The following is a 14,153-nucleotide window of genomic DNA, read 5'->3' as shown; positions in this document are numbered from 1 at the left end:
TGCTAGAGAACCTTCTCGAGTGTGTGCGGTGCCGTTGCTGCGGAGAGATCGAGCAGCGTGATTGCGTCGGCCGTGTGTTCGTTGCCCGGCTGGTCGAGGCTGTTGAGCGCCTCAAGGAGTAGGGCGGTGTTTGAGCAGCTGAGCACGATTGCGAGCGGTTTATTCGCCGCTGTCGCGTCGCGTCGAGCATCGCTCAGGATGGTCGTGAGGGTATCGGCGCCGATGCTGCTGAGCAGCGTATCCGCGCCCTCGACCAGTACCAGCTGCGGGCGCTCGGCAAATGCATCCCTGAGGTCGCTCAGCGGCGAAGGGGAGGAAGACGTCAACACAACAGCCGCCCGCGAGCGAACCGCGCTTGCGCGCTGTGGGAGCACCCTTCCGGTGACCTTGAGCTGCCCGTTGAAGTCCGCGATGCGGCCGGCGAGCGTGAGCAGGAGCCCCTGTCGAGCGGCAGGCGTTGCGCCGGTGAGCACGAGGATGCCGTTGGGCGCGATCTCGAAGCTCACGTTATCGAAGAGCGTGTCGGCCGTGGTGTCGGCTGTATCGCCGTTGATGGGCAGGCTCAGCTCGTAGGCGCTCACGGCTGCATTGGTTCCGGGGGTCGGCCACTGCGCGAGCGCAAGCTCATGGTGCAGGTTTTCTCCCTCGACGTCGAACGACGGGAGGATGCGGTCGAGCCAGCGGGGCATCCACCAGGCCTTGTCGCCGAGTACGGCAAGCACCGCGGGAACGAGCGTCATGCGCACGATGAAGGCGTCAACAAACACACCAACGGCGAGGCCGAGGGCGATGGGTTTGATTGAGCTATCGCCCTCCGGCACGAAGGCAGCAAACACGGCGAACATGATGACGGCCGCTGCCGTGACCACCCGAGCCGAGCCAACAAAGCCCTTGCGGATGGCCTTCTGCGCGTTGCCGCCGTGCACGTATTCTTCGCGGATGCGGGAGACGAGGAACACCTCGTAGTCCATCGCGAGCCCAAAGAGTACGCCCATGAGCAAGATGGGCATGAAACTGAGCACCGGCCCGAGGTTGGCGACGTGCAGCGCGTCGGAGAACCATCCCCACTCAAAGACCGCGGCGACCGCGCCGAAGGATGCGCCAACCGAGAGCAGGTAGCCAAGCGTCGCCTTGATCGGCACCGCGATTGAGCGGAAGACCATGGTCAGCAGCACGAGCGACAGGCCAACAACGAGGATGCCGAAGGGCAGCAGCGCCCCGCCGAGGCGGTCAGAGATGTCGATGCCAACGGCGGTAAATCCGGTGACCGACAGGTCGATGTTGTAAGTGTCTTGGAAGTGCTGGTTGAGCCCGCGAATCTCGTTGACGAGCGCCTTGGTCTCTTCGGAGTCGGGCGAGCCTGTTGGGATGACCTGAACGATTCCGGTGTCTGCCGACATGTTTGGGGTTGCGAGCGGAACCTCCGCAACGCCGTCGAGCTTGCTGATTTCGTTGCCGATATCGTTCATGAGGCCAACGGGGTCGGTGCTCGAAACGATCGAGCCCGTCACGATGAGCGGACCGTTGAATCCCTCGCCAAAGTTCTCGGAGAGCAGGTCGTAGGTGATCCGCGCCGAGTTGTCCTTCGGCAGGCTTCCAGCGTCGGGAAGTGCGAGGCGAAGGTCAAGTGCCGGGATGCTCGCGAGGCCGAGCACGCCAACCACCGCGAGGATGGTCACGATGGGGAATCGCGTCACGGCGCGGACCCAGCCGCCAAAGAATCCCTTCGGTTTAAGGTCGTCAACCGGTTCTGTCTGAGACCCTGCTCCCGTACTGCTGGAAGCTGCGGATGCTCCTACCTCTGCGGCCGCATCGAGCGAGACAGTGTCGCCAGCATCGGCGAAGGCGCGGTCGGCGTCGGTCAGCTGTCCGGTTGTTTGCTGGGCATTTGCGGCCGAGTTGCCAGGTAAATTGGTGGGGGCTTCGGTGTACTGAGCATCCTTGGTGCCCGTCGCGTTCTGGGACTGGAGCGCGAGTCGCTGCTTCTTCGGCAGAATCTTGAGCCCGCTGAAGCCGAGCAGCGCCGGCGTGAGCGTGATGGAGATGAGCACGGCAACCGCGACCGCAGCCGCGGCGGCGATGCCCATGACGCTCAGGAACGGGATGTTTGCAACCGTGAGGCCAAGCAGCGCGATGATGACGGTGAGGCCGGCGAAGATAACGGCCGAACCGGCCGTCGCCACCGACCGAGCGGCAGATTCCTCCGGATCAAGGCCGTCTTTCAGCTGCTCCTGATGTCGAGAGATCACAAAGAGCGCGTAGTCGATACCGACCGCGAGGCCAAGCATGAGCGCAAGCATCGGGGTGGTTGACGAGATCGGACCAAAGACGGTGGCGATGAAAATGAGCGTCATCGAGATCCCAACGCCGAGCAGGGCGTTGAGGAGCGGCATGCCGGCGGCAACAAAGGAGCCGAGGGTGAGGATGAGCACAACCATCGCGATGGCGACGCCGAGCAGCTCTACGATGCTGAGCGACGGCAGGTCTTGCGAAAAGAGCTGGCCGCCGATGGCAACCGTTGCGTCGGCTGGCAGCGCCTCGCGAAGGTCGTCGGTGGCGGCGATGAGATCGTCTTTGGTCTCTGCGGTGATGCTGGCCTGGCCGCCGTCGAGTTGTACAGAGATGACCGCCGCCGACTTATCGTCGGAAATCGTTCCCTTGATGGTTGTGTCGTACGGGGATGCCGCTGCGCTGACCTGGTCGAGCTTGTCGAGCGATTTGAGTGAGGATTCGACGGTTGCCTTGATGTCGGCATCCGTCACCTGTTCGCCGCCCGGCGCAACGACCACGATCTGTGCCGAGGTGCCAGAGACCTGCGGGAACGTGTGTGACAGGTCGTTAAGTGCCTCTTGCGACTCGGTTCCTGGGATGGAGAAGGCGTCGTCTGTGCCCTGGTTGAAGGCGAGGGCGCTGCCGCCGAGCACAACAAGTGCTGCGATCCAGAGGCTCAACACGAGGCGTCGGCTTCGGTAGGCCCAGCGGCCGAGGGAGTAGAGCAGCGATGACACGCGGTCTCCTAGTAGATAGGGCGGGAATGACGAGGAGGCGCGACATCGAGCCAGGGTTGTGAGGCATATTCACATTCGATACAAGACTGTATTGAATACATAACTGTATCCTACTGCGGTACCATGGAAACAAAGCTGAGAAAAAAATGTGAAGGAAGGTGAGGGTGTGACGCAACAGATACATCCGCTGGCCACCGCAGCAGTGCAGGCTGGCACGGCATCCACCGAACCCGAATCGCTCGTTCGCCAAGACACCAAGCGCCGCCGCCAGACACGTGAGCGCCTGATGGATGCCGCCTACGAAGAGTTCTCTGAGCGAGGCGTCCCGGCAACCTCAGTCGAGGCGGTCTCAGAGCGAGCCGGATTCACGAGAGGCGCCTTCTACTCGAACTTCTCCAGCAAAGAGGAACTGTTCGTTGCGCTCATGGAGCGAGAGAATTCATTGCGCGTCGAACGGCTCGAAGCCGACATGGGCGTCATTGTGCCGGCCCTCAGCGGCGATCCGGCCAACCTGACAGAAGACCTTGTCTCCGACGTCCTGAACCGAGTGTTTGGGGCGCAGGCCCTCGACCGTCGCTGGTGCCTCGTGCAAGAAGAATTTGCGTTGCTCGCCATGCGAAGCGACCAGGTAGCCAACGAATACCAAGATTTTCAGTCCGACTTCTACGGCCGCCTCGCTGAGGTTGTTGAGCACGCCCTCGCCGGCGTTGGCCTGCAGTTCCGCACCAACTCCCGCGACGCGGTCAGGCTGATTGGCGGCATTTACGAGATGGCGCTGCGGGATTCCCTCCTCAGCAGCGACGAAGACCCGCTCTCGGCCTCAGATGAATTGCTGTCGCTCGTGCCGGCCGTAGTGCTCGCGCTTGTGGTGCCGACGCATTCGTAGGTCGCGGTCTGCCCGCGTGCCCGCCCGCGCGCGTCTGTGTATTCGCGTATTCGCCAGCCCGTGTATTCGCGTTCCCGCGTCATCGACGGCGGAAAATCCACCATTTCTCGGTGAGTTAGTGGAGGATTTCCCGCCCTCGATCGCAAAGTTTGTCACTTGGGCCCGTTGCGCGGTGTTAGATCAGCGAACGGAGCGTATCTTCCGGCGACATTCCAGTCGCGTGAGCCCGAGCGGCAAGGCGCGCGAACTCGTCGTCGGTGAGGGAGATGGTCACCGGATGGCTGGCCGCCGACACTGAGTCGTCGTCGAAGCTGAATAGGCCCGGCTGCTCGTCAACTGTTGGCTCAGGCTGGAAAACGGGTTTGGATGCAGCGGCGGCTTTTGGGGCTGCTGAGGCTGCGGCCGAGCCAGCAGCAGAACTGGTGCTGGAACCGTCGCGCGTCCATCCGGGCCCCTCTGGAATGGCTGACCCGCGCTGGTAGGCCTCCGAAACGGCCCGTGCCCGCTCGTCGGCGGCCTCGTTGAGTGGATGATTTGCGTGACCCTTGACCCATTCGAAGCGGTACGTCCGGCCTTTCAGCTCATCGTCGAGCTCTTTGAGGAGATCAACGTTGAGCACAGGCTTGCCGTCGGCTTTGCGCCAGCCTTTGCGCTTCCACCCTGGCATCCACTCGGTGAGGCATTTGATCACGTACTGGCTGTCGCACAGGATGAGCAGGTCATCGTCGAGGTGTTTGGTCGCCCTGAGAAATTCGAGTACGGCCTTGAGTTCTGCCTGGTTATTGGTTGCGTGCTTCCAGCCGCCGGCGCCCCAGCAATTGTCGTCGACATACCAGGCCCAGCCTGCTGGTCCCGGGTTTCCGAGGGCTGACCCGTCGGCGGCTACACGAATACTCATGATCTCAAGCCTAGATCAGTGGGCAGTGGATGCAGCCCGCCCGTCCGCCCGCCCCTGCTGCCGGGTCCTGGCTGGTTGTCTGGCTGGTTGCCCGGCTGGCTGGTGGCCTGTCTGCCGCCCCCCTGCCTGCCCAGCTGGCTGGTGGCCTGCCTATCTCCCCCTGCCTGCCCGGCCAGCCATCACCGGCCAAGGCATCATCTCGCTTCATCTGTTCGCCCCAAAGTCCGCCTTTTGGGGCTTGAAGAGCGGATTTTGGGGCGAACAGATGGCTGGGTGGCTCAGCTCAGCCAGCTCAGCCAGCTCAGCTAGAGCAGAGCATCCCGGGCTGGGTTGCCGAAAAACCCTCCCCAGCACTAGAAAAATCCATAGCAATTTGATAAACTTGAGTCACGGTGACTCAAGTTTTAGAGTCACCCCAGAACTATTCGAGAAACAACAAGGAGAAAGACAGACAACGTGCAACAAGGAATGCAACCCCCGCAAGAGGACCAGAAGAGCGCCCTCGAGCAGTTTGGCGTGAACCTCACGGAGGTCGCGCGCAGCGGCAAGCTCGACCCCGTCATTGGTCGTGATGCCGAGATTCGCCGCGTCAGCCAGGTGCTGACTCGGCGCACCAAGAACAACCCCGTTCTGATTGGTGCGCCCGGCGTTGGTAAAACTGCCGTTGTTGAAGGCCTCGCGCAACGCATCGTCGCTGGCGACGTGGCCGAGTCGCTCAAAGACAAAGAGCTCATCTCGCTCGACATCTCGGCGCTCATTGCCGGTGCCAAGTACCGTGGTGACTTCGAAGAGCGCATGAAGGCCGTCCTGCAGGAGATTAAAGACTCCGATGGCAAGGTCATCACGTTCATCGACGAGCTCCACGTGCTCATGGGAGCCGGTGGTGGCGAAAGCTCGGTGGCCGCATCCAACATGCTCAAGCCGCTGCTTGCCCGTGGCGAGCTCCGCATGATTGGCGCGACCACGCTCGACGAGTACCGCGAGTTCATTGAGAAGGATGCCGCGCTTGAGCGCCGCTTCCAGCAGGTCTACGTTGGCGAGCCATCGGTCGAAGATACCGTGGCCATCCTTCGCGGGCTCAAGGAACGCTACGAAGCGCACCACAAAGTATCCATCGCCGACTCCGCGCTCATCGCGGCCGCTGCGCTGTCGAACCGGTACATCCCGAGCCGTCAGCTGCCAGACAAGGCCATCGACCTCATTGACGAGGCTGCGAGCCGACTCCGCATGGAGATCGACTCCGCCCCAATGGAGATCGATGAACTGCGTCGCTCGGTTGATCGCCTGAAGCTTGAAGAGCTCGCCCTCAAGAAAGAGAAGGACGACGCCTCCAAGGAGCGCCTTGCCAAGCTGCGCGAAGACCTCAAGGTGCGCGAAGCCGACCTTAAGGTGCTCGAAGCTCGCTGGGAGAAAGAACGCGGAAGCCTCAACGCCGTTGGTGAGCTCAAAGAAAAGCTCGACGCCGCCCGCATCAACGCGGACCGCGCCCAACGCGAGGGCAACCTTGAGAAGGCCTCCCGCCTGCTGTACGGCGAGATCCCGGTCATCGAGCGTCAGTTGCAAGAGGCCGAAAACGCCGAGCAAAGCGACGAGCCCCGCATGGTGAGCGACCAAGTCACCGACGAGGACATCGCCGAGGTCATCGCAGCCTGGACGGGCATCCCCGTTGGGCGCCTGCTCCAGGGCGAGACCGAGAAACTGCTGCACCTCGAAAACGAACTTGGCAAGCGACTCATCGGTCAGAAGAAGGCCGTCGAGGCGGTGTCGGATGCCGTGCGCCGCACGCGCGCCGGAATCTCCGACCCCGATCGCCCAACCGGTTCGTTCCTCTTCCTCGGCCCAACCGGTGTTGGTAAGACAGAGCTGGCTAAGGCGCTCGCGGAGTTCCTGTTTGACGACGAGAAAGCCATGATCCGCATCGACATGTCGGAGTACGGCGAGAAGCACTCGGTGTCGCGGCTCGTTGGTGCCCCTCCCGGCTATGTCGGGTATGAGGCCGGCGGTCAACTCACCGAGGCCGTTCGTCGGCGCCCATACTCGGTTGTGCTGCTCGACGAGGTCGAGAAGGCGCACCCAGAGGTGTTCGACGTGCTGCTGCAGGTGCTCGACGATGGTCGACTCACCGATGGCCAGGGTCGCACGGTGGATTTCCGCAACGTCATCCTCATCCTCACCTCAAACCTTGGCAGCCAGTACCTGGTTGACCCCAACCTGAGCGAGGCCGAGAAGGACAACGCGGTGCGCGGCATGGTTCGTCAGGCCTTCAAGCCTGAGTTTGTGAACCGCCTCGACGACATCGTGATCTTCCAGTCGCTGTCGCGCGGCGATCTTGCCCAGATCGTCGAGCTGTACATCGACCGCCTGCAGGCCCGCCTCGCGGAACGCCGGCTCACGCTTGCTGTGACCCCGGATGCCCGTGCCTGGCTTGCCGAGCGCGGTTACGACCCGATCTACGGTGCCCGTCCGCTTCGCCGGCTCATGCAGACCGAGATTGATGACCGCCTCGCGCGTGCCATCCTCTCAGGCGAGGTTCGCGACGGTGACCTCGTGCGAGTTGACGTCGATCAAGACGAAGACCGCCTGACGGTCAACGCGTCGACTCCGGAGTAACCCGGGTTGGCCTGGCCGGGCTGGCCTGGGCAGGCTTAGCTCGACTCGGCTTGGCCGGAACGAACTAGGTCCGGCTTGATCTGGTCGCAGAATGGTCGCAGATCCACCCAAAGTTGCACTATTGGGTGGATCTGCGACCATTCTGCTGCTTGCTGAGTGTATCTGTAGAAACAGCGAGGGCCCCTGTACATGACGTACAGGGGCCCTTACTCGCGCTGGGACGTTAGGCAGGCGTTGGTGTTTCGGGTTCTTCGGCGCTGTTCGCAACAACCTGGCTCACATAGTCTGCGTTGATGACGATTTCAAACGGGCGGATCTCGAAGTATTTCATCGATTTGCCGTCAGGAGCCAGCTCAAGCTGGCCGGATACAAACCCTGCTTCCTCAAGCTTGGTGAGGTGCATATAGAGGAGGGCTCGGGACATTCCCATTCGCCGAGCAATCTCGCTGACGTGCAGCCGACCTTCCGTGTTGAGCAGAGCCAAGATGTTGAGTCGGTGCGGTCCGCCAAGAGCTGTTAGTCGTGCGACGAGCTGTTGAGTGTTCAATTGCCCTCAATCGGTTGATTGCTAGTTTGGGATGTCGTTGAGCGTTGATTCTAGTGATGCAAGTCGCTTGTCCATGCTGTCAAGCCGGTCAATGAGTTTTTCGTTGACGTCGGCGTTCTGCGTGAGCGCTTTGGATAGCTCGGCATTTCGGCCAAGGGAAAGTCTCACGATGGTTGTTATTCCGCCAATGAGGATGCCGGCGATAACAATCCATGCATACCAAGGAATTGAGCTGAAGAAGGTTGCGTCCATGGGGGGTCCTTTGGGGGTTCCGGGGTTAGTGTTCGTTTGATTTGGGGGTGGTCGCTGCAGCCGCTTGTGCTGAACGGCCTCGAGCGGTTGTGATGATGCTGTTGACGCCGGTGACGATAGCTCCGGTAATGATGATCCATGCGAACCAGGGAAGTGAAGCGAAGAATGTTGCGTCCATGAGTTTCTTTCTATTGGGGGAAGTAATGCGTTCTCTTGCATCTGTAATAAACATATTACACGTGTTGGTTTGATGCAAATTGATGTGAATCTGCTGTCTCTGGTCGGCAATATAACTGGCGACAGGACGCGTACCTCATTCAGCCGAGTGCAACTTCAATTTGCCGACGTCGTGAGGCCTGACGCAAAGCTGCTGCCTGCTGGTGTATCTGCAAAAACGAGGGCCCCAGTACATGACGTACAGGGGCCCTCGCCGTGTGTCAGGCATCCGCAGGGGGACGGATGCCTGACTCCTTAGGCGTCGCGACGCTTGCGAAGGGCAAGCATTGCGGCTCCGGCCAGCAGGATCAGCAGTCCGGTTGCGGCGAGCGGCAGCGACGTCGTGTCACCGGTCACCGCGAGGCCAGCGAAGTTCGTCTGCTGCGAACCGTTGGAGCCGTTTCCAGCACCAGACCCAGCACCAGACCCATCGCCAGTCCCGTTGCCGCCGTGCTCCTTGGCCTGCTCAACGATGTCAACCTTGAGCGGGTCCGAGGCGTTGCCTGCCGCATCCGTGACGATCACGAATACGTCGTCGCCCGGGGTGAGGGGCTTGGCCGGAACGAACGTGAACGTGCCGTCCTTGTCGATCACGAGTTCGCCATCGATTGTGTTGCCGTCTCCGTCAACGATGGTCACCGTGTCGCCGGGGGGGATTGGCCCGCCAGTGATGATCTCGCCGGTTGACTGGTCAACGGCCGGCTGCTCTGGTGCCGTCTGGTCGATGACGACGATGGTTGGTTCCGAAACGGTTCCGGCGGGGTTTGTTGCCGTGACCTTCACCGCATCGCCGTCAACCAGCGCGTAGTCTGGGGCAACCGCGATGAACCAGGTGCCGTTGTCGGAAACAACGGTCGTGATGACCGTTCCGTCCGGCAGCGTCACAGTGATGATGTCGCACGGCGTTCCGGTTCCCGTGAGTACGTCGCCCTGGGAGGGCGCGACGTATGGTGCCTCGACCGCGCTCGCGTCGACCGTCGCCGTTGCCTCTGGCGAGGTGTTGCCTGTTGCGTCTGTTGCGGTGATAACGAGCTTGGTTTTGTCTGCAATTGCGGGGCTGAACGGAAGCGCGAATGTGCCGTTCGTGTCAGCCGTGACCGTCCCGAGCAGGTTGCCCTTCGCGTCGCGGATGGTGACGGTCGAGCCCGGCTCTGCCGTGCCACGAACGACGGAACCGTTGGTGGGCGCAACAACCGGCGCATCCGGAGCAATCGAGTCGATCTGCACCTCGACCGGTGCGGATTCAAGACCCGACGGTCCCGTCACAACAACCGTGACGGAGTCCTTCTCCGTGAGTGGATTGGTCGGCACAAACTCAAATTTGCCGTCCGTGTCTACCTTCAGGTCGCCTTCGATTGGGTTGCCAGCACCGTCGAGGAACTCGACTGTCTCGCGGTCTCCGATTGGGCCACCCGTGATGAGCTGGCCGTTTGACAGGTCAACGTGTGGAGTGACCGGTTTGGTCGACACGATCTCGACCTCTGCCGGAGCCGATTCGAGGCCGGAGGGGCCTGTGATCAAGGCGGTGACGGTGTCATCATCCGTGAGTGGCTTGGCCGGCACAAAAACAAACGTGCCGTCTTCTTCGATAGTGAGGTCACCAGCGATGGGGTTGCCAGAGCCGTCGAGGAACTCGATGGTCTCGCGGTCGCCGATGGTGCCGCCGGTAATGTGAGCTCCGTCAGAAACCCCAATGGATGGCGCGGTTGGTTTGGTTGTGACGAGGTCAACAGCAACCGGTTCGGTTGCGTTTCCTGAGAGGTCCGTGACCACGACAAAGACGTTGTCGCCATCCTTGAGCGGGGTGGTCGGGGTGAACACAAACTTGCCGTCGTCATCAATTTCAACGATGCCAGCCACTGGTTTGCCCGAGCTGTCAACGACCGTGACCTCGTCACCCAGTTCAATGATGCCGCCGGTAACGCTGAGGCCGTTTGAGATCTCAACCGTTGGTGCCGCAGGGGCGATGGTGTCGACGGTTACGGTGCCAGGCTCCGAGACGGTGCCTTCTGGGTTGGTTGCCGTTGCGGTAACAACGTCCCCGTCTGCGAGGCGTGGCGCGACCGGGATCACCCAGTTGCCGTTGGTGTCTACTGTTGTCGCGACCGTGTCGCCGTTTGGCAGGGTGACAAGGATGCCGTGGCCTGGCGTTCCCGTTCCGGCAACGGTGTTTCCGTTGCTCGGGTGAAGAATGGGCGCGTCAACTGCCTTACCGTTGACCGTCGCAGGTGTTGCCGGTGACTCGTTGAGTGCCGCGTCCCTGGCGGAGACGAGGATTTCGGTGCCGTCCTCGAGGGGGTCCTCAAAGTCGATGCTGTATGCCCCTGTCTCGTCTGCCGTTCCGACGCCAATGATGAGACCGTCTTCGAGGCGGATGATGATGGTTGCGCCGGGCTCAGCGGTGCCCGATACCGTGCTGCCGTTTGTGGGGAATACCACAGGGGCAGTGGGGGCAACTGTGTCAACCGTGCGGGTTGCTTCCTGCGAAGCTGTGCCTTCTTTATTCTCCGCTGTGGCTCGAACGGTCTCGCCGTTCTTGGGGCGGTCTGCCTCAGGAACATCAACACTCCAGGTGCCGTCGTCTTTGACAACTGCGGTGAGCGTTGTGTCGTTTGGCAGCGTAACCGTGACGGTCGCCCCAGCGTCGCCAATGCCCGAAACGGTTGATCCGTTTGTTGGGTTGATGGCTGGCGTTGTTGGCACGGTGCTGTTAACGGTGACGCTGACGGGGGCGGTGGCGTTGCCAACGCGGTCGGCGGCGGTCACGGTCACGGTGGTGCCGTGAGCGAGAGCCGGGTTGAACGGGGCGACGAAGTCACCGTTTTCGTCGGCATCCACCGTCGCGATGATCTCGTTCTTGTCGTTGCGGATGGTGACCGTCGCGAAGGGCTCGGTCTCGCCGCGGATAGTGCTGCCGTTGCTTGGGTGCACGTCGAGCGACTGGGGTGCGGTGGTGTCGATGACAACGTCGGTTGCCTCTGACTCGTTGCCGGCCGGGTCGCGGAGGCTTACGGTGACCGTGTCGTCTTCGGTGAGTGCCGTGTCGGGCGTGAACACAAACGTTCCGTCTGGGTTGCGAATGAGCTCACCCTCGATTGGGTCGCCGGAGCCGTCGAGGATGATGATCTCGTCGGTCGTCGCAACAGGACCACCGGTGATGACGGCCCCATTGGAGCGGTCAACGATTGGTGCTGTCGGGGCGACGCGGTCAACGACCTGCGTTGCTGGCGCCGAAACGGTTCCCTCAACGTTGGCGGCCGTGGCCGTGATGACCTCGTTGTGGTTTGGTCGCTGGGCAGCGGGAACCTGGATCGACCAGGTGCCGTCGCCGGCAACCGTCGCCGTGAGCGGGTTTCCGGTTGGGAGGGTGAGCGTGATCGTCGTGCCTGGCGTGCCGGTTCCCGCAACGGTTTGCCCGTTGGTTGGGCTGATGACCGGCGCGGCGACGGGGGAGGCGTTCACTGTCGCCGTGGTTGGCGTCGACGTGTTGCCAGCTGCATCCGTCGCCGTGACCGAGACCTCGAGGCCGTGCACGAGTGCAGGGTCGAACGTCTTGGAGTAGTTGCCGTTTGTGTCGGCGATAACGGTGCCAAGCACGGTGTCTCCGTCGCGAATCACAATGGTTGAGCCTGCCTCGGCCGTGCCGGTGATGACAGAACCGTTGGTCGGCTTGACCGTTGGCGCATCCGGTGCGTCGGAGTCAATCGTGACGGTCGCTGGGAGCGAGGGCGTGCCCTCAGGGTTTGTGGAGATGACGGTGACCACGTCGTTGTGCGCGAGCGGTTTGTTGTCTGGCACCGTGATTGACCAGTTTCCCGAGCCGTCAACAACGGTCGTGAGGGTTGAATCGTCTGGCAGGGTGACCGTGATCGTTTCGCCAGCCGTTCCGGTTCCCTTGAGAACCTCGCCGTTGCTTGCGTCGACCGTTGGGGTGCCGGGAACGGTTGTGTTGACCGTGACCGTACCCTTTGGTGAGGTGTTGCCTGCGGTATCCGTCGCGGTCACGGAGAGTACCTCGCCGTGGGCTGGAGCCTTGGTTGTGGTGATGGCAAAGTTACCTTCGGCATCGACCAGGCCGCTGCCGATTGGCTCGTTGGCCGCGTTGGTGATGGTCACCGTTGAGAGGGGCTCTGCGGTTCCGCGAACGATGGTTCCGTTGGTTGGAGCCGCAGCTGGGGCCGCTGGTGCAATCGTGTCAACCGTGATGGTGACGTCGGTGCCGGGGTCTGACGCAACACTGTTCTCGTCAAGCTCGAACACCGAGTAGGTGGCTTCGCCCTGTGGCAGAGCGGATGCGGGGGTGCACGACCATGACAGGTCGGCCTGAACGGTTGTTGAGCAGGCAACGGTGCCAGAAGCATCCCGAACCTCAATTGCCTGGCCGGCCTGCTGGCCGGTTCCAGTAAAGGTTGGCTTTGCCGTATTGAGCAGCGAATCGTCTGCGGGGGCCGTGACAACGGGGGCAGCTGGTGCCTCGGTGCTGATGGTGACGGCCCAGTCTTCTACCTCGCCGGAGTCGGCGAAGCTTGAGGCTGTTGTGGCGGGAATCTCAGATGTGCGGATGCGTATCCAGGTGTCCCCAGACTGGCGAATGGCCGATGACGGGATCGTGATGGTGTGGATGCCGTTGCCAGCAGCCGCGCCTGAGAACATTTCGTTGTCGTCAAATACGCCGTTCATGTTGGCGTCGACCCACACTGAGGTGGTTGCGGTGTGCCCTGGCAGCAGGCCGTTGACGGGAACGTTTATGGTGTTTGCCCTCGCCGTGTAGAGGCTTGGGGCCTCGGTGAAGGCGTCGTTCTCGTCAGTTGACTGCACCTGCGGGGTGCTGCCGGAGCGAACGAGTGGTGCGTCGTTGGTGAGTCCGGCGCCGATGGAGAGGCCTGAGTTGACGTGCGAGGCTGGTCCGTACGTTGCCGGAAGCTCGGTGTTTCCGCCAGCGAGATCCTCGTCAACCGTGAAGTCGAGAACGGTGACGGTGTCAAGCGAGTTGTTGTTGCCGGCGCCAATCGAGCCGCGCAGGGTGTCGACGCGAAGCGTGACCGACTGTACCGTTCCGGTGAGCTCAAGCGAGCCACAGGCTGGCGGCGAGAGCTCGGGCATCGAAGACCGGCGGTTGCAGAACGATGCGTTCTCATAGCCAACTGGGAGGGTCGCGGGGGCGACAGCAGTATCGGTAACGGACCAGCCGTCGAAGCCGGCACGCTTGGTGAGCGTTGGGACCTCGGGCTGTCCGTCAACGACGGTCAGCGCGGTTGCCGCAACATCCATGTTCGCGTTCGATCCGATGCCGCCCATTCCGCGATACATGTGGATGCGGGGATTTGTCACGGGGCTGCTAAACGTCAGGGTGACGGTTCCAACGTGTTGTGGCGTGATCCGGGTGATTGTGCTTGGAGTGGTCTCAAAACGAAACTTTCCGTAGGCTCCCATGACGCTGTCGGGGGAGAACTCCCCACCTGGCCTGGCAGGGGCCGTGCCCATGAAGGTGGTTCTGATGGTTCCGTCTGGACCGTTTGCAACGGCCGCGGTTACGGTGAGTCCGCCGGTGATGGTGGTGACGGTGCCATCGTTCGTGATGGTGCTGTTCCCGCGGTAGGCGGAGGCTGCATCTGTGCCAAGGGTGAGGCCCCCGACGGCGACGAGCAGTGCCGTTGCCGACGCGAGCACGCGGCGCCTGGCTGAAGCGCGAGTTGACCGTTCGAGCGGTCGTTGTGTTGGTCTGAACATCATGGA

At 62.0% G+C, this 14,153-nt stretch carries 8 protein-coding genes; 2 read left to right on the top strand and 6 right to left on the bottom strand.

From position 1 onward, the window contains the following. Positions 1 to 2: 2 nt before the first annotated feature. A complete protein-coding gene (locus tag FHX76_RS11965) occupies positions 3 to 3,008 on the bottom strand; it encodes an MMPL family transporter (RefSeq protein WP_167150918.1) in 3,006 nt (1,001 codons plus the stop codon). A 166-nt stretch (positions 3,009 to 3,174) separates the two neighbouring features. Between FHX76_RS11965 and FHX76_RS11960 the strand changes: the two genes are divergently transcribed. Then, entirely contained in the window at positions 3,175 to 3,894 is a 720-nt protein-coding gene (locus tag FHX76_RS11960) for a TetR/AcrR family transcriptional regulator (RefSeq protein WP_341777943.1), read from the top strand. A 175-nt stretch (positions 3,895 to 4,069) separates the two neighbouring features. Here the strand turns inward: FHX76_RS11960 and FHX76_RS11955 are convergent, their stop codons facing one another. Next, complete coding sequence (locus FHX76_RS11955) at positions 4,070 to 4,792, bottom strand: RNase H family protein (RefSeq protein ID WP_167150916.1); 723 nt, start codon at positions 4,790 to 4,792, stop codon at positions 4,070 to 4,072. A gap of 468 nt (positions 4,793 to 5,260) precedes the next feature. On the opposite strand from FHX76_RS11955, the gene FHX76_RS11950 reads away from it, so the two are divergent. Further along, positions 5,261 to 7,402, top strand: coding sequence for an ATP-dependent Clp protease ATP-binding subunit (locus tag FHX76_RS11950; protein ID WP_167150914.1), 2,142 nt, complete (start codon positions 5,261 to 5,263; stop codon positions 7,400 to 7,402). 223 nt (positions 7,403 to 7,625) lie between these two features. On the opposite strand, the gene FHX76_RS11945 is transcribed toward FHX76_RS11950, so the two are convergent. The 4 genes from FHX76_RS11945 to FHX76_RS11930 form a co-directional block, all read right to left on the bottom strand. After that, the gene (locus tag FHX76_RS11945) at positions 7,626 to 7,949 is read right to left on the bottom strand and encodes an ArsR/SmtB family transcription factor (RefSeq protein ID WP_167150912.1); all 324 of its coding nucleotides are present in this window, start codon (positions 7,947 to 7,949) and stop codon (positions 7,626 to 7,628) included. Between the two features lie 21 nt (positions 7,950 to 7,970). Next, the gene (locus FHX76_RS11940; protein ID WP_167150910.1) at positions 7,971 to 8,201 is read right to left on the bottom strand and encodes a hypothetical protein; all 231 of its coding nucleotides are present in this window, start codon (positions 8,199 to 8,201) and stop codon (positions 7,971 to 7,973) included. Between the two features lie 25 nt (positions 8,202 to 8,226). Further along, positions 8,227 to 8,379, bottom strand: coding sequence for a hypothetical protein (locus tag FHX76_RS11935; protein WP_167150908.1), 153 nt, complete (start codon positions 8,377 to 8,379; stop codon positions 8,227 to 8,229). Between the two features lie 293 nt (positions 8,380 to 8,672). Further along, positions 8,673 to 14,150, bottom strand: a complete 5,478-nt coding sequence (locus tag FHX76_RS11930; RefSeq protein ID WP_167150906.1) for an Ig-like domain-containing protein — start codon at positions 14,148 to 14,150, stop codon at positions 8,673 to 8,675. Positions 14,151 to 14,153: the final 3 nt, after the last annotated feature.

The sequence above is a fragment of the Lysinibacter cavernae genome (assembly GCF_011758565.1).
Classification (GTDB): domain Bacteria; phylum Actinomycetota; class Actinomycetes; order Actinomycetales; family Microbacteriaceae; genus Lysinibacter; species Lysinibacter cavernae.
This window is presented reverse-complemented; position numbering and strand designations above follow the sequence as displayed.

Excerpts from the sequence above, each read along its gene's own strand:
- FHX76_RS11955 (WP_167150916.1), bottom strand. The coding sequence starts at position 4,792 with ATGAGTATTCGTGTAGCCGCCGACGGGTCAGCCCTCGGAAACCCGGGA.
- FHX76_RS11950 (WP_167150914.1), top strand. The coding sequence starts at position 5,261 with ATGCAACCCCCGCAAGAGGACCAGAAGAGCGCCCTCGAGCAGTTTGGC.
- FHX76_RS11940 (WP_167150910.1), bottom strand. The coding sequence starts at position 8,201 with ATGGACGCAACCTTCTTCAGCTCAATTCCTTGGTATGCATGGATTGTT.
- FHX76_RS11935 (WP_167150908.1), bottom strand. The coding sequence starts at position 8,379 with ATGGACGCAACATTCTTCGCTTCACTTCCCTGGTTCGCATGGATCATC.
- FHX76_RS11930 (WP_167150906.1), bottom strand. The coding sequence starts at position 14,150 with ATGATGTTCAGACCAACACAACGACCGCTCGAACGGTCAACTCGCGCT.